Origin of the sequence: Castellaniella sp. (assembly GCF_041677825.1) — a bacterium.
In the GTDB taxonomy this organism is placed as follows: domain Bacteria; phylum Pseudomonadota; class Gammaproteobacteria; order Burkholderiales; family Burkholderiaceae_B; genus Castellaniella.
In genome coordinates, this window is record NZ_JBAYPG010000017.1 from 50356 (window position 1) to 69797 (window position 19442).

Sequence of the window (19442 nt, forward strand, 5' to 3'; positions counted from 1 at the left end):
GTCGGGTTTCATGGCTCTAGGACACGTACGAAGCAGGGTTCCACATAGAGCCGGTGTGGTGCTTTTTCAGTTCTTGGCAGGCTGGATTCCTGCAGGGGGATTTTCACGAAGATCTTGTCGCCGCCCTGGGGCAGACGGAATTGCGCGCGGACGTGGTCGCCCTGGTAGACGTCTTCTTCGAAATTGGCGACGAAGTGGTTGTCGCTGTCGTTGGGCGCGAGCGTGACCCGCTCGGGGCGGACTGCGATCACGCATGCTGTTCCGGTGGCCAGTGAGTGCACGTTGAGCGCGCGCAGGGTCTGCCCCTGGGACAGGCGCACGCTGCAGTATTCGCCTTCTGTGGCCGTGAGCACGCCCTCGATCTGGATGCTGTCGCCCATGAAGCCCGCCACGAAGCGATTGCGGGGCTCTTCGTACAGGACTGCCGGCACGTCGACCTGCTGGATCACGCCATGATTGAAGATCGCGATGCGGTCGCTCATGGTAAGCGCTTCGCTCTGGTCGTGCGTGACATACAGAAAGGTGATGCCCAGCATCTTGTGCAGATCCTTGAGCTCGAGTTGCATGCGTTCACGCAGTTTTTTATCGAGTGCCCCCAGGGGTTCGTCCATCAGCACCACAGAGGGTTCGAACACCAGTGCACGCGCCAGCGCGATACGCTGTTTCTGCCCCCCGGAAATCTGCCCTGGATAGCGGTTGGCGTATTCGCCCATTTCGACCATGTCGAGCGCCTTCTGCACCCGGGTGCGGCGTTCTTCGGACGGCATCTTGCGTACTTTCAGCGGGTATTCGATGTTCTTGTACAGCGTCATGTGCGGAAACAGGGCGTAATTCTGGAACACCATACCCAGGTTGCGGCTGTGCGGAGGCACGTCGTGCAGATCCCGGCCCTGCAAGGTGATGGTGCCGCCGCTGGGCTCTTCGAAGCCGGCCAGCATCATCAGCGAGGTCGTCTTGCCCGAGCCGGACGGGCCCAGCAGCGACAGGAATTCACCCTTGTAGATGTCGAGGTTCAGGTCGACCACGACCAGGCTGGTGCCATCGTAGGATTTCTGGACCTGACGAAAGCTGACAAGTACCTCGTTGGAAGTCTGCATGTCCTGGGATTCCTGGTTGTACAAGAAACGTGTACGGGAAGGCGCCCCCCGAGGCGGCGCATCATGCCGCTGCGCGGGAGGAGGTGGCAGGGGAGACCGGCCCGGTGCTGCCATGGATGGCTGCGCGCCCTGGATCCGCGGCGACACCCGGAAACCTGGGCCTGCCTCGCGGCCCTGCACCGCTCAGAGCTCCTTGTGCAGTGCTTCGAGAGACTGCTTGAAGATGCTCACGATATCGCCGGCCTGTTCTGGCGTGGTGATGAGTGGCGGGCAGAACGCGATGTTCTCGCCAATGCCGCGCAGGATCAGGCCATTGTCCTGGCAGTGTTGTTGCAGGCGTTGGCCCACTTTCAGGGCAGGGTCGAACGGCGCCCGCGTTTTTTTGTCGGCCACCACTTCGACTGCGGCAATGAGCCCCTGGCCGCGCACTTCGCCTACCAGAGGGTGGTCGGCCAGTGCACGCAGGCCCTCTTGGAGAACCTTGCCAGTGGTGCGCGCATTCTCGACCAGATTGCGTTCTTCGATGATGCGGATGTTCTCGAGGCCGACAGCCGTGCACACGGGGTGGCCACTGGCCGTATAGCCGTGACCGAACACGCCCACTTCGCCGGAGTGCCTGTTGATGACGTCGGCGACCTTCTGGTTCATGAGCACGGCTGACAGCGGCAGATAGGACGACGTGATCTGCTTGGACAGGGTCATGAAATCAGGCTTGATGTCGTAGAGATCAGAGGCAAACATGTGGCCTGTGCGACCGAACGCCGTGATGACCTCGTCTGCGATGACCAGAACGTCGTATTTGCGGCAGACATCCTGGACTTTCTGCCAGTAGGTCTGCGGCGGCACGATGACGCCGCCGGCGCCGATGATGGGTTCGCCGATGAACGCCGCGACCGTATCGGGGCCTTCGCTCAGGATCAGGTCTTCGAGCTCCTGTGCGCAGCGTGTGGCGTAGTCGACTTCGGATTCACCCGGCTTGCCGTTGCGATACCAATAGGGTGTGCTGGTGTGCAGGATGCGGGGCAATGGCAGGTCGAAGTCTTTGTGGTTGCGCTCCATGCCGGTGAGGCTGCCGGCGGCGATGGTGACGCCGTGGTAGCCCAGCTTGCGGGCGATGATCTTCTTTTTGTTCTTGCGCCCCAATGCGTTGTTGTAATACCACACGAGCTTGATGATGGTGTCGTTGGCTTCCGAACCCGAGTTGGTGAAGAAAGCCTGGGCCATCTTGCCACGCGTCAGCTGCACCAGCTTGTTGGCCAGTTCCATCGACGGAATGTTGGTCTTGTGCGAAAACGTATGGTAGAAGGGCAATTCTTTCATCTGCCGGTAGGCCACTTCGGCCAGGCGCGGTTCGCTGAAGCCCACTGCCACACTCCACAGACCGGAGAGCCCCTCGATGTAGCGCTTGCCGGCCTGGTCGAAGACGTAGATGCCCTCGCCGCGTTCGATGACCATGGAGCCTTCCTTGCGCAGTTGCACCATGTTGGTATACGAGTGCAGCTGGTGCTGGGCGTCTGTGCTGGCCAGTGTTGACAGATTTGACATGTGACTTTCCTGTGTGAATTCAATCTTGGGGTTGCAGCCCGACGCACGGCGGCCTGTTGCTGCGCGCGCCGGGCATACGGGAGGCTGGGTGCCGGTAATGACCTGGAAGGGGCTGGGGGCGTTCTGCTGTGGCGTCCATCGTGTGGGCGTTCCTGCACCGCTGGCGTGATGGAAACCTGGCGTCCGGCAATGGGAAGAGCTCTGCATACAACGTAAAGGACTGCTTGAGCAACATAGCGGACTGCTTGAGAGTTTGAATCCCGGGCCTGGGCGCATCGCCGCCAAGTGCCGGCCGGTGTGCCATCGAGACCCGGAAACCACGGTTTCGACGCTGACATCATTACTCAGCTGGCATGCAGTGTCAAGGCATCGGGCGCCCTGTCCGACGCCGCTCCGGGCACTGGTTCGAGCCCGCCCGGTGCGTTCCCGGTGTACTTGCCGGCCTGGCATGCAGAGCGGCCTCAGGCACGTGCCGGGCGTGTATCATGGGCGATGCGGCCTTCGTCCTTTCATGTCATTCCATGGTGCACCTGTCCAGAAACCCTGCATCCGATCCACCCGATCCATCGGATTCATCCAGGAATCCCGGAAACCCCGGAAATCCGCCAGTGGATCGGGTTCAGGCAGAAAAGGAACTGCTTCGCAATCTGGGCTTTGCAGCCATTACGGATCTGATCGGGCATCATGCGCGCGTACGCCCCGGGCACCCCGCGCTGATCCTGGATGACCGCAGGGTATCCTACGCCGAACTGCATGACACCATGGGGCGAGCAGCCTGCAGCCTGCAGCGCGCCGGTCTGCACGCCGGTGATGTGGTCGCGGTCTGCGCCGGCACATCGATCGAGTACCTGCAGGCATTCCTGGGGGCGCTGCAGGCTGGTCTGATGGTGGCGCCACTGGCCCCTTCGGCCAGTGCGGCGCAGCTCGATGGCATGCTCGCGAATTCGGGTGCCCGGCTGCTGCTGCGCGACGCAGACGTTACGGCAGCGTGGGCGCCAGCGGCCGATGCGCAGTGCGTGGCACTGGATGACAGTGCAATGGCAGGGGTGGCCTGGTCGGCCTGGCTCAGCGAGCCGGGCAGCGGCCCGGAGCCGTTCGTTCCAGGGCCGCAATCGCCTTTCAATCTGATCTATTCTTCAGGAACCACCGGTGCCCCCAAGGGGATCGTGCAGTCGTGGCTGATGCGCTGGATGCAGGTGTTGCGCGCGATCCGCAACGGCTATGACCAGCGCGCGGTATCGCTTTGCGCCACCCCGCTGTATTCCAACACCACACTGGTGGCCGTCATGCCCACGCTGGCGCTGGGCGGCACGGTGGTGCTCATGCACAAGTTCGATGCCGGCCACTATCTGCAACTGGTCGAACGGCACCGGGCCACGCATGCCATGCTGGTGCCGGTGCAGTACCGGCGTCTGCTTGCTCACCCCGCATTCGATCACACGGATCTGGGCAGCCTGCAGTACAAATTCTGCACAAGCGCCCCATTTTCGGCCGCGCTCAAGGCAGAGGTCCTGCGCCGCTGGCCCGGGCAGCTGGTTGAATACTACGGCCTCACCGAAGGCGGGGTCAGCAGCGAGCTGCGCTGCCACGAACATCCCGACAAGCTGCATACGGTGGGTCGGCCCGCCCAGGCCGCGGATATACGCTTCATCGATGAGCAGGGTCGGGAACGCCCATCCGGTTCGCAGGGCGAGATGGTCGGGCGTTCCCGGTTGATGATGACCGAGTACTACAACATGCCCGGGAAAACGCAGGAGATCGAATGGTTCGATGAGGCTGGCCGGCGTTTCATACGCAGCGGTGATGTGGGTCGGCTGGATGAAGATGGATTCATCATCCTGGGTGACCGTGTCAAGGACATGATCATCAGCGGCGGCTTCAACATCTACCCCGTCGATATCGAGGCGGTATTGTGTGCGCATCCCCTGGTGCAGGATTGCACCGTGGTGGGTGTGCCGTCCGAACGCTGGGGCGAGACCCCCGTGGCCTTCGTGGTGGCCCGTGCCGGTGCGGCGGCGCCAGATACCGCGCAGATCAGGGATTGGCTGAATTCGCGCGTGGGCAAGGTGCAGCGTGTCGCCGATGTGTGCCTGGTCGACAGCCTGCCGCGCAGCGAGATCGGCAAGGTGCTCAAGCGCGAGCTGCGCATGGCCTACCAGGCGGCGCACGCCGGCGTTGCACCCTGACGCACCCTGACCGCGCCGCCATTTTGCCCCGTTGGTCGTTTCGTGCCGTTGACGCGGGCGCGGGGCGCAGGATGGCCGGTGCCCGTGTCCGACCGGACGAGGCCGGCCCAGCGTCGTGGCTCAGGTGCCGGTGCGCCGCCTGGCACGGGCCCGCAGCCACAGCAGCGTGAGCAGCAGCGTGGTGGAGAAGACCATCAGTATGGTAGCGACCACGGCAATGGTGGGGTTGATGTTTTCGCGCACCCCATTGAACATCTGGCGTGGCAGCGTGACCTGCTCGGGCCCCGCCAGGAACAGCACCACCACGATTTCATCGAATGAGGTGGCAAAGGCAAACACCGCCCCCGAGATGACACCGGGCGCGATGATGGGCAGCGTGATGTCGAAGAAGGTGCGCAGCCGGCCAGCCCCCAGGCTGTAGCCTGCCTTGGTCAGATTCTTGTCGAAGCCCTGCATGGTCGCCAGCACGGTGATGAACACGAACGGCGTACCCAGCGCGGCATGGGCGATGATGATGCTGGTATAGCTGTTGACCATGCCGTAGGGTGCAAAGAACAGATAGATGCCGAGCCCGGTGACCACCAGCGGCACGATCATGGGTGAGATCAGGATCGCGGTGATGATGCCTTTTCCCTTGAACTGGTACAGCGTCATGCCGGCGGCAGCCAGTGTGCCCAGTACGGTGGCGATGAGGGTGGCCGCCGGTGCAATGATGAACGTGTTCTTCGTGGCGCGCATCCAGACGTCGGACTGGAAGAATTCTGCGTACCAGCGCAGCGAGAATTCCTTGATCGGGTAGATCAGGAAGGTATCCTGATTGAATGACAAGGGGATGATGGTGAGCTCGGGCAGCAGCAGAAACAGCAGTATCAGCACGCACAAGGTGGTATAGGCGTAGAACCAGGTGCGGTCCAGCCACGTGGCGTAGCTGGGAAAGGTTTTTCTTTGCATGTCTCGTGATGGCCTGTTTTGCTTTTGAAACCCCTGAAGCCACCAAGTATAAACACAATTGCGGGCTGTCAGGCACGCGGGCCCAGTGCCCGCCTTGCGTGCCGGCCCTGCGCCCCGGTTGCAGGAATGCCGGGGTCAGTCGGCCCGGCTGCCGCGCTGTATCAGCTCGATGCGGTAGCCGTCGGGGTCTTCGATGAACGCGATGACCGTGCTGCCGTGCTTCATGGGGCCGGCTTCGCGCACCACCAGACCGCCACGCGCCTTGATGGTGGCGCAGGTATCGTAGGCGTCTTCGACTTCGATGGCCATGTGGCCATAGCCATTGCCCAGATCGTACTCTGCGGTATCCCAGTTATGGGTGAGCTCGATGACCGCGCCTTCGGATTCGGCCTGGTAGCCAACGAACGCAAGGGTGAAGCGGCCATCTGGATAATCCTTGCGGCGCAGCAGCTGCATGCCCAGAATCTCGGTGTAGAACATGAGTGAGCGCTCGAGGTTGCCGACTCGCAGCATGGTATGCAACAGGCGCATGGCAGGACTCCTTTGAGATGACCCGTTCATCATACGCAATATTCACCGGGCTGCGGGCGGAATTTCCGTGCGCTCGTCTGCATAGCGCTCGGGGTTCAGGCGGCGCATCTCGGCCTCGATCCAGTCTCGTACTGCACGGTTCAGGCTGGCCGGGCTGTGCCCTTGGGGGGATATGGGCGGCCCGAAGGACACGGTAACCAGGCCCGGGGTTTTGAGAAACGCATTGCGTGGCCAGCATTCGCCCGCGTTGTGGGCCACCGGGATCACTGGAACCCCGGTTTTGCAGGCCAGCAAGGTACCGCCCTGTTTGTATCGACCGGTTTCGCCGGGCGCCACCCGGGTTCCTTCAGGAAACAGGACCGGCCAGCGGCCCTCGGCCAGCCTGCGGCTGCCCGTGCGTACGACCTGATCGAATGACTCGCGCCCCTTCGTGCGATCGATCGGGATCATGCTGAGCAGCGCCAGGCTCCAGCCAAAGAATGGCACATAATGCAATTCTTTCTTGTAGACGAAGACCACGTCGCGCGGCAACTTGACGGCAAAATACAGGGTCTCCCAGGCAGATTGATGCTTGGACAGGATGATGGCTGGCCCATCGGGCAGGTTCTCCCGGCCCAGGGCCCGGTACCGCATGCCCAGGATGACCTTGGCGCCCCACAGCGCCAGCGCGGGCCAGCCCAGCGTGAGCCGGTAGCGCCAGGCCAGTGGCAGCGGCGCCCACAGGACACAGCAAATGGCATAGGGAATGACAGTGATCACCAGAAATGCCATGTATGCCGTGGAGCGCAGCCGGATCATGCGCCTTCACCCAGCAGCTGATCGACCACAGACGAGAGGTCGTCGCCGATCCGGGTTCCAGGGGGCAGGCCCGCCACGCCGCCCGCCGCCTGCAAGGTGGCACGGCCCTTGCCCGTGAGCACCAGCCAGGGGGCGCACCCACAGGCTGCACCGGCCTGCAGGTCGCGCAGGCTGTCGCCCACCAGGGGTACGCTGCCCAGGGGCACGTCGAACCGGCTGGCGATGTCGTGCAGCATGCCCGGCCGCGGCTTGCGGCAGGCGCAGCCATCATCTGGCCCGTGCGGGCAGAAAAAAATCGCGTCGATGCGCCCGCCGGCGTCAGCACAGGCATCGTGCATGCGAGCATGAATCATGCCCAGCGTGTTCATGGTGAACAGGCGCCGGGCGATACCGGATTGATTGCTGGCGACCACCACACGCCAGCCTGCCTGGGACAGCCGACCGATGGCCTGCAGGCTGCCTGCAACGGGCAGCCATTCATCCGGTGACTTGATGAACTGATCGCTGTCATGGTTGATGACGCCATCGCGATCCAGGATGATCAGTTTCATTGGGCCAGCCTTGAGAGGTCGGCCACCTGGTTCATGAGCGTGTACAGGTTCTGCAGCAGGGCCAGGCGATTGCTGCGCAGCCGGGGGTTCTCGTCCATGACCATGACCTCGTCGAAGAAGCGCGTCACGTCTTCGTGGGCCTGTGCCAGAATGCCCAGGCAGGCCACGAAGTGGCCCGCCCGCAGTTCGGCCTCGGCCAGTGGCCGCAAGCGTTCAAGCGTGGCTGCGAGCTGTTGCTCGGCTGGATCCTGCAGATACTCTGGGTGGATGTGTGCGGGCACTGCGTCGGCTTTCCGCAGCAGATTGTGGATACGCTTGTTGGCAGCGGCCAGCACCACCGCTTCGGGGCCCTGCTGGAAGCGCATGCAGGCTTCGATGCGTGCCGGAATCTGGTGGAGCGGCGGGCGCAGCGCGAGGACGGCATCGATGGCCGCTCGGTCCAGGCTGGGCATGAGCTGATGTCGGTAGCGCTCGAGCACGAAATCGAGGACGGCTGCCACGGTGTCTTTGGCCAGTGTGCCAGGGGGGAACTGGTCGAAGGCCTGCTGCAGCAGGCCAGCCAGCCCCGCCGGCGTATCCTTGCTCACCGGCAACAGGCCCCCTGCAACCAGTTGCTCATAGGCGCTGATGAGGCCCAGCGCCGCCCGCCGCAGGCCATAGGGGTCGCGCTCGCCCGTAGGGGCCAGGCCCACCCCCCAGATCCCGATCAGGGTCTCGGCCCGCTCCGCCATGAAGAGGATTGCCGTGGTCAGGGTGCCGGCCGTGACGGGGCTGTCGAGGCGGATCTGGTACTGAGCCTTCAATGCCTGTACGATCTCGGCGGGTTCACCGTCGTGTGCGGCGTAATGGGCCCCCATGATGCCTTGCAATTCAGGAAATTCGCCCACCATCTGGGTGCCCAGGTCGGCGTGTGCCAGCCAGGCCGCGCGCTCGGCCAATGGGGCCGGCCCACCCAGATGCCCGGCCAGCCAGCCCGCCAGGGCCTGCACCCTGCGGGTGCGTTCGAGCTGGGAGCCCAGCTGATTGTGATAGACGCTGTGCGCCAGCTCGGCCACGCGTTCGGCCAGCGGGGTTTTCAGGTCGGCATGATAGAAAAACTGCGCATCGGCCAGCCGGGGCCGGACGACCCGTTCGTTGCCCCGGATGATGTGTACCGGGTCGGCTGGCCGCATGTTGCTGACGATCAGGAAGTGGTTGGTGAGCGCGCCACTGTCGGGTTCGAACAGCGGAAAGTATTTCTGGTTCAGGCGCATCGTCAGGATGAGGCATTCGGGAGGGACCTCGAGAAATCCCGGGTCGAAGCTGCCGGCATAGGTGGTCGGGTATTCGACCAGGGCCGTGACTTCGTCGAGCAGGTCTTCGACTTCGGGGCCGGTACCGATGGTGGTGCCGAACGTGGCAGAGGCCTCTTGCAGCTGCCGTTCGATCAGGGCCCGCCGCTCGGCTGCCGAGGCAATGACATGGCCCGGCCCCGCCATCTTGCCGGCCCAGTCATCCGCCGAGGTGATCGTCAGCGGCTGCGGGCACAGGAACCGATGCCCGAGCGTCGTGCGCCCGGCCTGCAGGCCCAGCGCGCGGACAGGCACGACGTCAGACCCCCACAAGGCCAGCAGGCGATGCGCCGGACGCACGAATTTCACGCTCGTATGGCCATCGGCCAGCTGATATTGCATGACCTTGGGAATGGGCAGGTGCGCGAGCGTGTGATCGAGCGCCAGTTGCAGGCCCTGAGCCAAGGTGCTGCCGGCGACCGTGCCCTCGGCATACAGCGTATCGTGCTTGCCGTCGTGCCGCCTGACCAGATCCGCCGGATCGAGGTCGGCCAGGCCCTTGGATGCGAGCTTTTTGCGCAATGCAGGGGTGGCCTGACCCGTGGCATCCAGGCCGATATGGACCGGCATGAGCTTTTCGGAGCGTTCCTGATCGGGCGCCTGGCCACGGACATGCGTCAGGCGCACCGCCAGGCGGCGGGGCGTGGCGAAGGCCTGGGCGGTGCCTGTGTCATCGAGCAGGGCGTGTTCGCCCAGGATGTGCCGTATGCCGTTGGCAAAGGCCTCGCCCAGGGCATTCAGTGCCTTGGGGGGGAGTTCTTCGGTGAGCAGTTCGACCAGGAGGGTGTGCGTGTTCTGGCTCATGCGGCCTCCAGCATGGGAAAGCCCAGTTGCTCGCGGGACTGGTAATATGCCTGCGCGACGGCACGCGACAGGTTGCGGATGCGGGCGATATAGGCCGCGCGCTCGGTGGTGCTGATGGCGCCGCGGGCATCGAGCAGGTTGAACACGTGCGCGGCCTTGAGCGTGGATTCGTAGGCGGGCAGCGCCAGCGGGATGTCGATCAGGCGACGGGCCTCGGCTTCGTGGTCATTGAAATGGGCGAATAGCATGCGGGTGCACGCGTGCTCGAAGTTGTAGGCCGACTGTTCGACCTCGTTCTGGTGGAAGACGTCGCGGTAGTGCACAGCTCGGCCGTCGGGGCCCTGGGTCCAGACCAGATCGTAGACCGACTCGACCCCCTGCAGGTACATGGCCAGACGCTCCAGCCCATAGGTGATCTCGCCCAGCGTGGGCTTGCAGTCGAGGCCGCCCACTTGCTGGAAGTACGTGAACTGGGTGATTTCCATGCCGTTGAGCCAGACCTCCCAGCCCAGGCCCCAGGCGCCCAGGGTGGGGTTCTCCCAGTCGTCTTCCACGAAACGGATATCATGTTCGCGCGGATCGATGCCCAGCGCACGCAGGGAATCCAGATAGCGGTCGAGAATGTCGATCGGGGCCGGCTTGAGGACCACCTGGTACTGATAGTAATGTTGCAACCGGTTTGGGTTGTCGCCATAGCGCCCGTCCTTGGGGCGGCGCGATGGCTGGATGTACGCGGCATGCCAGGGTTCGGGGCCGATGGCACGCAGGAAGGTGGCGGTGTGCGATGTGCCGGCGCCGACCTCCATGTCGTAGGGCTGCAGCAGGATGCAGCCCTGATCGGCCCAGAATCGTTGCAGCGATAAAATCAGTTGTTGGAATGTAAGCATATGGATGCGGGTCGGCCCGCCAGGTTGCGAGGGTTCGGTGAAGGTCGGTCAGTATCGATCGTCAAACGGACATTTTATCCAGTAGAGCCCACTTGGTTCATTCGGGCAGGGCTTCAGGCCTTTTCAAAGGAGTCATCATGAACAATCCGGTCAACGTCAGCCGTGATGAGAACGTGCTCATCATGCAGCTCAATCGCCCGCAGGCGCGCAATGCGATCAACCTCGAGATGGCCAGGCAATTGGCAGCGGCGCTCGACGAACTCGATGCCGATCCGGATTTGCGCCTGGGCGTGCTCACAGGGGCGGGCGGCCATTTCTGCTCGGGCATGGATCTCAAGGCGTTCGCAGCCACAGGCGAACGGCCGTACGTGGGCGACCGCGGCTTCGCCGGCCTGTGCGAGCGCCCGCCGGCCAAGCCGCTGATTGCGGCTGTCGAAGGCTATGCGCTGGCGGGGGGGTGTGAACTGGTACTGTCCTGCGACCTCGTGGTGGCGGCGCGCGATGCGCGCTTCGGCCTGCCCGAGGTCAAGCGCGGCCTGGTGCCTGGCTCGGGCGGCATGCTGCGCCTGCCGGCCCGCATCCCGTACCACGTGGCGATGGAGGCGGTGCTCACGGGCGACATGTACGAAGCCGAACACTGGCATGCGCTGGGCCTGGTGAATCGCCTGGCCGAGCCCGGCCAGGCGCTCGAGGCGGCCCTGCAACTGGCTCGACGCATCAGCGCCAACGGCCCGCTGGCCGTGCGTACGGCGAAGGCCATGATCACGCAGTCGCGCAACTGGCGTCCCGAAGACATGTTCGACCTGCAGCGTCCACGCATCGCGCCGGTGTTCGCCTCCGAAGATGCCCGCGAGGGCGCCCGGGCCTTTGCCGAGAAGCGCGCACCGGTCTGGCAGGGCAAGTGAGCCTGCCGCGCCGCCCATATTGAATTCGTTGGGCTGCCCGGACCGGCCGGCGGCCCGTGCCCACAGGGGGATCTCCATGTCAGTCAGTTCGATGCGTTCAGCCTTGTTCGTGCCCGCCCTGCGCCCCGATCGTATCCCCAAGGCCCTGGCCAGCGGGGCCGATGCCGTGATCGTCGATCTCGAGGACACGGTGGCTCCCGAGTCCAAGGCGCAGGCCCGGCACAATCTCGCAACCTATGCCGCAACGCATGGGGCACAGCCGCTTTGGGTGCGGATCAATGACGCCACCACGCCCTGGTTCGAGGACGACCTCGCGCTGTGCCGCTCGCTGGCCACCGTGTGCGGCATCGTTCTGCCCAAGGCGCAGGCGGCCGAGCAGGTGTATCGGGTGTCCGGGGCAGGCAAGCCCCTCATCCCGGTGGTCGAGTCGGCCGCTGGGCTGCGGGCGCTGGATGCCCTCGCGCAGGTCGGCAGTGTCGTACGCCTGAGCTTCGGCATGCTGGACATCATGGTCGATTTCGGCACCCGGCCGGGCACCGATGCGGCGCGCATGATGCTCGATCAGGTCCGCTTCCGGATCCTCGAGGTCAGCCGCGCCCATGGGCTCGGTGCCCCGCTGGACGGGGTGCAGGCCGACTTCACCGATCTCGGGGCCCTGCGGGCATCGGCCCGGTTCGCGCGGGATCTGGGGTTTGCCGGGATGCTGTGCATTCACCCGGCCCAGGTACCGATCGTGCACGAGGTCTATTGCCCGCTGCCCGAAGAAATCGACTGGGCCCGACGGGTGATTGCGCATGCCGACAGCACGGGCGAGTATGCCTTCCGGCTGGATGGCAGCATGGTCGACCTGCCCCTCATCGAACGGGCCCGGCGCATCCTGGAGCAGAGCACGTGACACCTTATCTTGAACTGGTGCGCAGCATTCTCGAACAGGGCGCCTGGCGGGCCAACCGCACGGGTGTGCGTACGCTGAGCCTGCCGGGCGCCAGCATGCGGTTCGACCTGCGCCAGGGGTTTCCGGCCGTGACCACCAAACGCCTGGCTTTCAAGGCCGCGATGGGCGAACTGGTGGGTTTCTTGCGTGGCGAGGACAATGCCGGGCGGTTTCGTGATCTGGGGTGCGGCGTGTGGGATCAGAACGCCAACGAAAACCAGGCCTGGCTGGACAGCCCCTGGCGCGACGGGCCGGATGACCTGGGGCCTGTGTACGGTGTGCAATGGCGCCGGTGGCCTGCATACAAAGTGCTGCCAGCGCATGATGAAGCCCGCATCCGGGCGGCTCAGGCGCTGGGCTATCGGCATCTGGGCCGGATTCGCGAAGAGGGCGGATCCCGGGTGCTGCTGTACAGGGCAATCGATCAGTTGCGAGCCTGCCTGGATACGCTCATGCAGGATCCGGGCAGCCGGCGCATGCTATTTCATGGCTGGAATTGCGCACAGATCGAAGAGATGGCCTTGCCGCCCTGTCACCTTCTGTATCAATTTCTCGCCAATCCGGATACGCGCGAATTGTCATTGTGCCTGTACATCCGCAGCAACGATGTGGGCCTGGGCACGCCCTTCAATCTGGCCGAAGGCGCGGCTCTGGTGCATCTGATGGCCCGCCTGAGCGGTTATGAACCGCGCTGGTTCACGTACTTCATCGGCGATGCCCATATTTACGAAACGCATGTCGACATGCTGCGCGAGCAACTGCACCGTGCGCCTTTCGATCCGCCCCGACTGTGCCTGTCCGAGCGGGTCCCCGCATATGCCGAGACGGGCCGTTACGAGCCCGATTGGCTCGACCGGATCGAACCGGGTGACTTCACGCTGGTGGGTTACCGTCACCATCCACACCTGACTGCGCCCATGGCGGTCTGAAAGCCGTGCGCCGTGGCCTGGGCGTGCGGATCAGGCGTCGATGATTTCGACCGAATGGCTGATCTCGGCCGTTTTTTCCAGCATCGCGATCGCCGAGCAGTACTTTTCGTGCGACAACTGGACTGCCCGCTCGACTGCGGGCCTGGGCAAGGCATGCCCGGTCAGCTGGAAGGCATAATGAATCTGGGTGAACACCTTGGGGTCATGTTCGGCGCGCTCGGCCGTGAGGGTGACCCTGCAGCCGGTGAGCCTGTGCCGGCCGCGCTTGAGAATCAGCACGACGTCATAGGCCGCACAGCCCCCGGCACCTGAAAGCAGGGTCTCCATGGGGCGCGGGGCCAGATTCTGGCCACCGCCGTCGGGCGCGCCATCCATGGCCAGCACATGGCCGCTGCCGGTGCGCGAGACGAACAGCATGCCATCAGGGCCTTGCCAATCGAGTGTGCATTGCATGAAATACCCCTATCACGTTCATGGAAATAAATCACGCAATTTCTGCTGCGGATTTATCATGGATCAAATCTGACGCTACAATATTGCGTTGCCAAAGCCCGTGAAGCGCCGCTTTCGCACGCTTTCAGAAACCATCGGAAATGCCGTGGATACCATCACCGTATTGCTCCTGACATTCATTCTATCCGTCACTGGTCTGGGTGTGTTCATCTGGTCACTCAGACGCAATCTTTTCGACGACAACCCAGAGGCGGCCAAAGTCATTTTCTCGACGGGCGAGATCGGCCACGTCGAAGACCCCTCCGCCACCCCGGAGCAGCTCGAGGGCCTGCAAAGAACGGTCACCGAGGGCGGTACGGTCCATATCGACGACAGCAAGGCGGCCCAACTGCATGAAGAACTGGCAGAACGGATGGTGTCCGATCAGTCCACGGCGCGGGTCACCTTCGTCTTTCTCTGTTTTGCCATCATCTGGCTGGTGCTGGCGTCCACGTTCGGGCTGATCAGTTCCATCAAGCTGCACAACCCGGAATTTCTCACCGACTATGCGTGGCTCACCTTCGGTCGCACACGCACCCTGCACCTGAACATGGTGGCTTATGGATGGTGCCCGATGGCAGCCTTTGGCGTGGCCATCTGGGTCCTGCCGCGGCTGCTCAAGACCCGCCTGTACGGGGGCGGCTTCGCGCTGCTGGGCTGCGCGTTCTGGAACGTGGGCCTGACGGCCGGCCTGATCAGCATTGCCATGGGCATCAACGATGGCCTCGAATGGCTCGAGGTACCCTGGCAACTCAGCATCCTGATCGTCATCGGTGGCGCCCTGATCGCGTTTCCGCTGGTCTTCACGCTGCGCAACCGCAAGGTCGATCACCTGTACGTGTCCGTGTGGTACATGGGGGCCGCGCTGTTCTGGTTTCCCGTGCTGTACCTGGTCGGCAAGGTGCCAGGTGTGCACTTCGGGGTCGAGCAGGCGGCGATGAACTGGTGGTTCGGGCACAACGTGCTGGGCCTGTACTACACCCCCATTGCCCTGGCCTCGGTGTATTACTTCCTGCCCAAGATCATCGGGCGCCCCATTCAGTCGTACAACCTGTCCCTGATCGGGTTCTGGGCGCTGGCCTTTTTCTACGGACAGGTCGGCGGGCACCATCTGGTGGGGGGGCCGGTGCCGCACTGGCTCATCACCCTGTCCATCGTGCAGTCGATGATGATGATCATCCCGGTGCTGGCCTTCTCGGTCAACCAGCATCTCACCATGCGCGGCAATTTCAGGACCATGGTGTATTCGCCTACCCTGCGCTTCATCGTCATCGGGGCGATGATGTACACCCTGAGCTCATTCCAGGGTTCATTCGAGGCCTTGCGCAGCGTCAGCACCGTGGCGCACTTCACCCACTTCACGGTGGCGCACGCGCACCTGGGGCTGTATGCCTTCTTCAGCATCGTCATGTTCGGTGCCATCTATTTCGTGATGCCCCGTGTCATGTCCTGGGAATGGCCCTATCCCAAACTGATCAGCCTGCACTTCTGGCTGGTCACCCTGGGCATCGGGGTGTATTTCGTCACCCTGTCCATCGGCGGCTGGCTGCAGGGTCTGGCCATGCTGGATGCGACGAGGCCTTTCATGGACTCGGTGCGCGTCACCATGCCCTGGCTCGAGGGCCGCTCCATCGGCGGCACCATGATGACCCTGGGCCATCTCGTCTTTGCCCTGCATTTCGTGCTCATGGCCCTGCGCCATGGGGCCCGGCGTGTGGGTCCCGCCTTGTTGCGTGAACGCAAGTATCAGCCTGAGAGTCAGGCCGTTGCAGGTGCCTGATCATGGATAGCGAATACAAACTTCTCAGTGGCGCGATGGTGACCCTCGCGCTGGCCACCGCCACCCTGGTGGTGCTGCCTTATCTGCAGCTGGACGACATGCAGCCGTCGCCGGGGCTCAAACCCTATACCGAGCAGCAGCTGCGCGGTCGGCAGGTCTACATCGAAATGGGCTGTGTGTACTGCCATTCGCAGCAGCCGCGCAGCCAGTCGCAGGCGCCTGATTTCCAGCGCGGCTGGGGCCGGGCGCCGGTGGCCACCGATTATTACTATGATCGGCCCCACCTGCTCGGTACCATGCGTACGGGGCCGGACCTGTTCAATATCGGGGCGCGCCAGCCCAGTGTGGACTGGAATCTGGGCCATCTGTACCAGCCGCGTGCCTACGTGCCCGGCAGCAACATGCCCGCATTCCCGTTCCTCTTCGAGCTCAAGGACCAGGCGGGCGCCGATGACAAGGTCATCAATCTGCCACCCGAGTTCGCGCCGCAGGGCAAGGTGGTCGTCGCCAGCCAGAAGGCGCTGGATCTGGTCGACTACCTGGTCGGCCTGGATCACACGTACCCGATCAACCCGGGCGTCGAATTGCCCGAATTGCCTGACGCGGCTGCCGGCAGCCAAGGAGCCTCGAAATGAGCGATTCGAAATTCGCCCAGCAGAAGCGGGAAAATCCCGAACCTTACGAAGGCAGCCGGCCCATTCCCATCATTGTGCTGACCATCATCGGCCTGTTGCTGGTCTGGGCCGTGTATCACCTGTATGTCTCGTACAAGCCCATGCCGGCCTGGGTGGGCGACAACCGCGTCGAGGCGGACTTTGCCGTACCGGCGTCGGTCGATGGCGGGCAGGTCTATGCCGCCAACTGTGTCGCCTGCCACCAGGCCACCGGGGCGGGCGTGCCCGGGGTCTTCCCGCCGCTGTCCAAGTCCGAGTGGGTGGATGCCGATGATGCCGGCATCATGATCCGTATCGTGCTGCATGGCATCCATGGCCCGATCACGGTCGAGGGCCACGAGTACAATGGCGAAATGCCGAGTTTCGCCAAATTCTCCGATGCCGAGGTCGCTGCGGTGGTCAATCACGTACGCACCAGTTTCGGCAATGCAGCGTCCGAAACCGATGCAGCCTACGTGGCCCAGGTTCGCGAAGACACCAAGGGCCAGACCGAACCCTGGAAGGGTGATGAAGACTTGCGGCCACTGCTCGGGCAGTAAGCCCAGGCGCGATATTCCCGGTGCGGCGCGCCAGCCTGTCCGCCTGCTGGCCGGCGCTGATATGGCGGCGCTGATGTGATCCTGCGCTGGGTTCTGGCCCTGGTGCTGGCCATGGCGGCCGGCATTGGGGTGCTGTGGTCCCTGACCGACGGGTTTTCAGCCTTGACGGCGGAAGCCGCCCGTCGGCAGTCGGTCGCCCGGCAACCCCGGGCCATCCCCGATGTACGGGTGCTGGACGCTTCGGGCCGGATCCAGTCGCTGGACGCGAACCTGCACGACGATGGCCGGGTGGCGATCGTCAATTTCTTCTATACGCGTTGCGTTTCGCTGTGCCTGGCGCAGGGGTCGCTCACCGGGCAAATGCAGCAGGTCATCGAAGCCGAGGGCTTGCAGGACAAGGTCCGGCTGCTCAGCGTCAGTTTCGATCCGCGCGACAAGGCCGATGATCTGGCGCGGTATGCCACACGCATGCATGCCCAGGGCGACGTCTGGCAGTTCATGTCCTTCGACGATCCCCGGCAGATGCAGGCGGCCCTGGATCTGTTCGGCATCACGGTCATTCCGGCCCCTCTGGGCGAATTCGAGCACAATGCGGCCTTCCATGTCGTGACCCCGGATGGCCGTCTGGCGCGCATCTTCGATCTGGATGCGCCGGGGCTGGCCTTGCAGGCCGCCCAGGACCTGGCAGGCACGGCCGGGGCGGGTTCATGACCGGGCGCTGGCCAGTCAGGCCATGGCCTGCATGGGCCTGGGCGGTGCTGGCCGTACTGTGCGTGGCGTTGGCCGTGGGCCTGCGCACGCTGCTGACGGCGCGCATGAGCCTGCACATGCTGGTGCAAATTCCGTTGCTGGTGCTGGTCGGGGTGTTTGCCCAGCAAGCCTGGCATGCCGTGCGCGCGGGCCGGCCGCAGCGAGACACGCACGGGGCTGGATGGTCGATCAATGAATATGGCTTGCCCGGCCTGTTGCTGGTCAGCCTGGTGGCCGCCGGCTGGATGATCCCCAAGGCCCTGGATGATGCCTTGCTGGGGGGCGCGGTGACCTGGTTCAAGTATCTCGGCCTGCCAGTCTGCGGCTGGGTCCTGCAGGCCTCGGTGCGGCGCGCCAACATCATCATCAAGGTGTTCTTTCTGGGCAATTTCTGCTGGATGAGCGCCATTGTGGGTATGGTCTATCTGGACCAGCCCGTGCGTTTGTGCAATGCTTATCTGCAGGATGATCAGGAATGGTCGGGTCGGGGCCTGATCGCGCTGGCCATTGCCTGGCCCCTGGCCTGGCTGCTGACCGAGATCCGCCCCATATGGCGCTTCCTGCATCGTTGATGGCCTTGCGCCCTCGTTGATGATTTCTTGTGAGACTGACTGATGACTGCCGACACGATTCCGGGTGCCACCGCACCGACCCTGCTGCCTTCGCCCGCTGCCAGGCCGGCCTGGAGCCGACGGCGCAGCACGGCCGACCAGTTGCTGGCCGAGGTCGGGCGCGCGCTGCAGGTGCTGGATGGCACCATCCCGCATGCCCGGCCCAACCCTGCGGGCGCGCCGGCTGCCGATGATCCTGTGCTGTCGGCCGCCGAGGCGCGTCATGCGGCCGGGCTCATGCGCGTCAACCACGTGGGTGAAATCTGCGCCCAGGCGCTGTATCGTGCCCAGGCCATGTTGTGCCACGATGCGCGTGTGCGTGGCGTGCTGCTCGAGGCGGCCGAAGAAGAGGTCGATCACCTGGCCTGGTGCCGCGAACGGCTCGATGAACTCGACAGCCGTCCGAGTGTGTTCAACCCTCTGTGGTATCTGGGGTCATTCGGGCTGGGGCTGTTGGCCAGCCGGGCGGGCATCCCCTACAACCTGGGCTTCATGGCCGAAACCGAGCGGCAGGTCGAAGAACACCTCGATGGCCATCTGGCCTCCCTGCCCAAGGATGACGCCCGTTCACGGCGTATCGTAACGCAGATGCGCAATGATGAAATCGGTCACCGCAATACGGCAGAGCACCATGGCGGGGTGCCGCTGCCGGCGCCGGTGCGTGGGGCCATGCGCCTCATGTCGCGGGTCATGACCACCACGGCCTACCGCCTGTAAGGCGGTCGCTCGCAAGCCCAGGATCCGGGTCTGGCGGTGTCGAAGCTCAAAGGGGGCCGGGCCTGCCAGGCGTGAGCGGTGTGCAGGAATGCAACATCATCATGGCCGATTCCTATTGACAACAAATAATTCTTGCAATGCAGCAAAAAATTCATCTATAATGGATTCATTGGATGTCGAAGCGGGCTTTCAGGGGTTTCCCCAGGCACGCAGGCTCGGGCCCAGGCCCTTGCAGCCCGACATGCCCCGGTTGTCTCCTCCACCCTCCTCCTTTGGTGGATTTGGCCCAGGATCTTCAGATCCTGGGCCTTTTTTTGTGCGCCCAGCATGGGCGCACTCCTGTGGGTGCAAGTCCCGCCATAAGTTGGTCACAGCGAATGAAGTGAAGCGCAACTGCGCCAGGGCGACCGAGCGTGGGAAGGAAGCGTGG

General features: G+C 63.8%; 19 protein-coding genes. 10 read left to right on the forward strand and 9 right to left on the reverse strand.

The genetic code is table 11. The features are described 5' to 3' along the window. Positions 1-8: 8 nt before the first annotated feature. Positions 9-1097: an ABC transporter ATP-binding protein gene (locus WCY17_RS08610; RefSeq protein WP_372701771.1), complete on the reverse strand. Its 1089-nt coding sequence runs from the start codon at positions 1095-1097 to the stop codon at positions 9-11. 183 nt (positions 1098-1280) lie between these two features. Beyond that, positions 1281-2642 carry an aspartate aminotransferase family protein gene (locus WCY17_RS08615; RefSeq protein ID WP_372701772.1) on the reverse strand — a complete coding sequence of 454 codons (1362 nt, stop codon included), beginning with the start codon at positions 2640-2642 and terminating at the stop codon, positions 1281-1283. Between the two features lie 608 nt (positions 2643-3250). Between WCY17_RS08615 and WCY17_RS08620 the strand changes: the two genes are divergently transcribed. Next, positions 3251-4828 (forward strand): class I adenylate-forming enzyme family protein, encoded by a 1578-nt coding sequence (locus WCY17_RS08620; protein WP_372701773.1) that lies wholly within the window; start codon positions 3251-3253, stop codon positions 4826-4828. A 120-nt stretch (positions 4829-4948) separates the two neighbouring features. On the opposite strand, the gene WCY17_RS08625 is transcribed toward WCY17_RS08620, so the two are convergent. The 6 genes from WCY17_RS08625 to glyQ all read right to left on the reverse strand — a co-directional run bounded on the left by WCY17_RS08625 (position 4949) and on the right by glyQ (position 10681). Then, entirely contained in the window at positions 4949-5779 is an 831-nt protein-coding gene (locus tag WCY17_RS08625) for an ABC transporter permease (protein ID WP_372701774.1), read from the reverse strand. 135 nt (positions 5780-5914) lie between these two features. After that, entirely contained in the window at positions 5915-6310 is a 396-nt protein-coding gene (gloA, locus tag WCY17_RS08630; protein ID WP_372701775.1) for a lactoylglutathione lyase, read from the reverse strand. A 42-nt stretch (positions 6311-6352) separates the two neighbouring features. Beyond that, a complete protein-coding gene (locus WCY17_RS08635) occupies positions 6353-7108 on the reverse strand; it encodes a lysophospholipid acyltransferase family protein (RefSeq protein ID WP_372701776.1) in 756 nt (251 codons plus the stop codon). After that, on the reverse strand, positions 7105-7659 hold the full coding sequence (gene gmhB / locus WCY17_RS08640) for a D-glycero-beta-D-manno-heptose 1,7-bisphosphate 7-phosphatase (protein WP_372701777.1): 555 nt from the start codon (positions 7657-7659) through the stop codon (positions 7105-7107). The genes WCY17_RS08635 and gmhB overlap by 4 nt, the downstream gene beginning before the upstream one ends. Continuing rightward, positions 7656-9794 carry a glycine--tRNA ligase subunit beta gene (glyS, locus tag WCY17_RS08645; RefSeq protein WP_372701778.1) on the reverse strand — a complete coding sequence of 713 codons (2139 nt, stop codon included), beginning with the start codon at positions 9792-9794 and terminating at the stop codon, positions 7656-7658. The genes gmhB and glyS overlap by 4 nt, the downstream gene beginning before the upstream one ends. Further along, positions 9791-10681 carry a glycine--tRNA ligase subunit alpha gene (gene glyQ / locus WCY17_RS08650; protein WP_372701779.1) on the reverse strand — a complete coding sequence of 297 codons (891 nt, stop codon included), beginning with the start codon at positions 10679-10681 and terminating at the stop codon, positions 9791-9793. Before glyQ ends, glyS begins: the two co-directional genes overlap by 4 nt. 137 nt (positions 10682-10818) lie before the next feature. Here glyQ and WCY17_RS08655 point away from each other — a divergent pair, with 137 nt between their 5' ends. The 3 genes from WCY17_RS08655 to WCY17_RS08665 all read left to right on the forward strand — a co-directional run bounded on the left by WCY17_RS08655 (position 10819) and on the right by WCY17_RS08665 (position 13449). Further along, positions 10819-11586 carry a crotonase/enoyl-CoA hydratase family protein gene (locus WCY17_RS08655; protein ID WP_372701780.1) on the forward strand — a complete coding sequence of 256 codons (768 nt, stop codon included), beginning with the start codon at positions 10819-10821 and terminating at the stop codon, positions 11584-11586. Between the two features lie 76 nt (positions 11587-11662). Next, complete coding sequence (locus WCY17_RS08660) at positions 11663-12481, forward strand: CoA ester lyase (RefSeq protein WP_372701781.1); 819 nt, start codon at positions 11663-11665, stop codon at positions 12479-12481. Continuing rightward, positions 12478-13449 (forward strand): thymidylate synthase, encoded by a 972-nt coding sequence (locus tag WCY17_RS08665; protein WP_372701782.1) that lies wholly within the window; start codon positions 12478-12480, stop codon positions 13447-13449. Before WCY17_RS08660 ends, WCY17_RS08665 begins: the two co-directional genes overlap by 4 nt. Before the next feature lie 30 nt (positions 13450-13479). On the opposite strand, the gene WCY17_RS08670 is transcribed toward WCY17_RS08665, so the two are convergent. After that, a complete protein-coding gene (locus tag WCY17_RS08670) occupies positions 13480-13902 on the reverse strand; it encodes an OsmC family protein (RefSeq protein ID WP_372701783.1) in 423 nt (140 codons plus the stop codon). 145 nt (positions 13903-14047) lie between these two features. Between WCY17_RS08670 and WCY17_RS08675 the strand changes: the two genes are divergently transcribed. The 6 genes from WCY17_RS08675 to coq7 all read left to right on the forward strand — a co-directional run bounded on the left by WCY17_RS08675 (position 14048) and on the right by coq7 (position 19012). Next, positions 14048-15721 (forward strand): cbb3-type cytochrome c oxidase subunit I, encoded by a 1674-nt coding sequence (locus tag WCY17_RS08675; protein ID WP_372701784.1) that lies wholly within the window; start codon positions 14048-14050, stop codon positions 15719-15721. A gap of 2 nt (positions 15722-15723) precedes the next feature. After that, positions 15724-16356: a cbb3-type cytochrome c oxidase subunit II gene (locus WCY17_RS08680; RefSeq protein WP_372701785.1), complete on the forward strand. Its 633-nt coding sequence runs from the start codon at positions 15724-15726 to the stop codon at positions 16354-16356. Then, positions 16353-16934: a cytochrome c gene (locus WCY17_RS08685; protein ID WP_372701786.1), complete on the forward strand. Its 582-nt coding sequence runs from the start codon at positions 16353-16355 to the stop codon at positions 16932-16934. The genes WCY17_RS08680 and WCY17_RS08685 overlap by 4 nt, the downstream gene beginning before the upstream one ends. A gap of 75 nt (positions 16935-17009) precedes the next feature. Next, on the forward strand, positions 17010-17645 hold the full coding sequence (locus WCY17_RS08690; protein ID WP_372701787.1) for an SCO family protein: 636 nt from the start codon (positions 17010-17012) through the stop codon (positions 17643-17645). After that, positions 17642-18256: a hypothetical protein gene (locus WCY17_RS08695; RefSeq protein WP_372701788.1), complete on the forward strand. Its 615-nt coding sequence runs from the start codon at positions 17642-17644 to the stop codon at positions 18254-18256. Before WCY17_RS08690 ends, WCY17_RS08695 begins: the two co-directional genes overlap by 4 nt. 84 nt (positions 18257-18340) lie before the next feature. Continuing rightward, positions 18341-19012: a 2-polyprenyl-3-methyl-6-methoxy-1,4-benzoquinone monooxygenase gene (gene coq7, locus WCY17_RS08700; protein ID WP_372701790.1), complete on the forward strand. Its 672-nt coding sequence runs from the start codon at positions 18341-18343 to the stop codon at positions 19010-19012. The last annotated feature ends 430 nt before the right edge of the window (positions 19013-19442 follow it).

Excerpts from the sequence above, each read along its gene's own strand:
- WCY17_RS08610 (WP_372701771.1), bottom strand. The coding sequence starts at position 1,097 with ATGCAGACTTCCAACGAGGTACTTGTCAGCTTTCGTCAGGTCCAGAAA.
- WCY17_RS08615 (WP_372701772.1), bottom strand. The coding sequence starts at position 2,642 with ATGTCAAATCTGTCAACACTGGCCAGCACAGACGCCCAGCACCAGCTG.
- WCY17_RS08625 (WP_372701774.1), bottom strand. The coding sequence starts at position 5,779 with ATGCAAAGAAAAACCTTTCCCAGCTACGCCACGTGGCTGGACCGCACC.
- gloA (WP_372701775.1), bottom strand. The coding sequence starts at position 6,310 with ATGCGCCTGTTGCATACCATGCTGCGAGTCGGCAACCTCGAGCGCTCA.
- WCY17_RS08635 (WP_372701776.1), bottom strand. The coding sequence starts at position 7,108 with ATGATCCGGCTGCGCTCCACGGCATACATGGCATTTCTGGTGATCACT.
- gmhB (WP_372701777.1), bottom strand. The coding sequence starts at position 7,659 with ATGAAACTGATCATCCTGGATCGCGATGGCGTCATCAACCATGACAGC.
- glyS (WP_372701778.1), bottom strand. The coding sequence starts at position 9,794 with ATGAGCCAGAACACGCACACCCTCCTGGTCGAACTGCTCACCGAAGAA.
- glyQ (WP_372701779.1), bottom strand. The coding sequence starts at position 10,681 with ATGCTTACATTCCAACAACTGATTTTATCGCTGCAACGATTCTGGGCC.
- WCY17_RS08655 (WP_372701780.1), top strand. The coding sequence starts at position 10,819 with ATGAACAATCCGGTCAACGTCAGCCGTGATGAGAACGTGCTCATCATG.
- WCY17_RS08660 (WP_372701781.1), top strand. The coding sequence starts at position 11,663 with ATGTCAGTCAGTTCGATGCGTTCAGCCTTGTTCGTGCCCGCCCTGCGC.
- WCY17_RS08670 (WP_372701783.1), bottom strand. The coding sequence starts at position 13,902 with ATGCAATGCACACTCGATTGGCAAGGCCCTGATGGCATGCTGTTCGTC.
- WCY17_RS08680 (WP_372701785.1), top strand. The coding sequence starts at position 15,724 with ATGGATAGCGAATACAAACTTCTCAGTGGCGCGATGGTGACCCTCGCG.
- WCY17_RS08685 (WP_372701786.1), top strand. The coding sequence starts at position 16,353 with ATGAGCGATTCGAAATTCGCCCAGCAGAAGCGGGAAAATCCCGAACCT.
- WCY17_RS08695 (WP_372701788.1), top strand. The coding sequence starts at position 17,642 with ATGACCGGGCGCTGGCCAGTCAGGCCATGGCCTGCATGGGCCTGGGCG.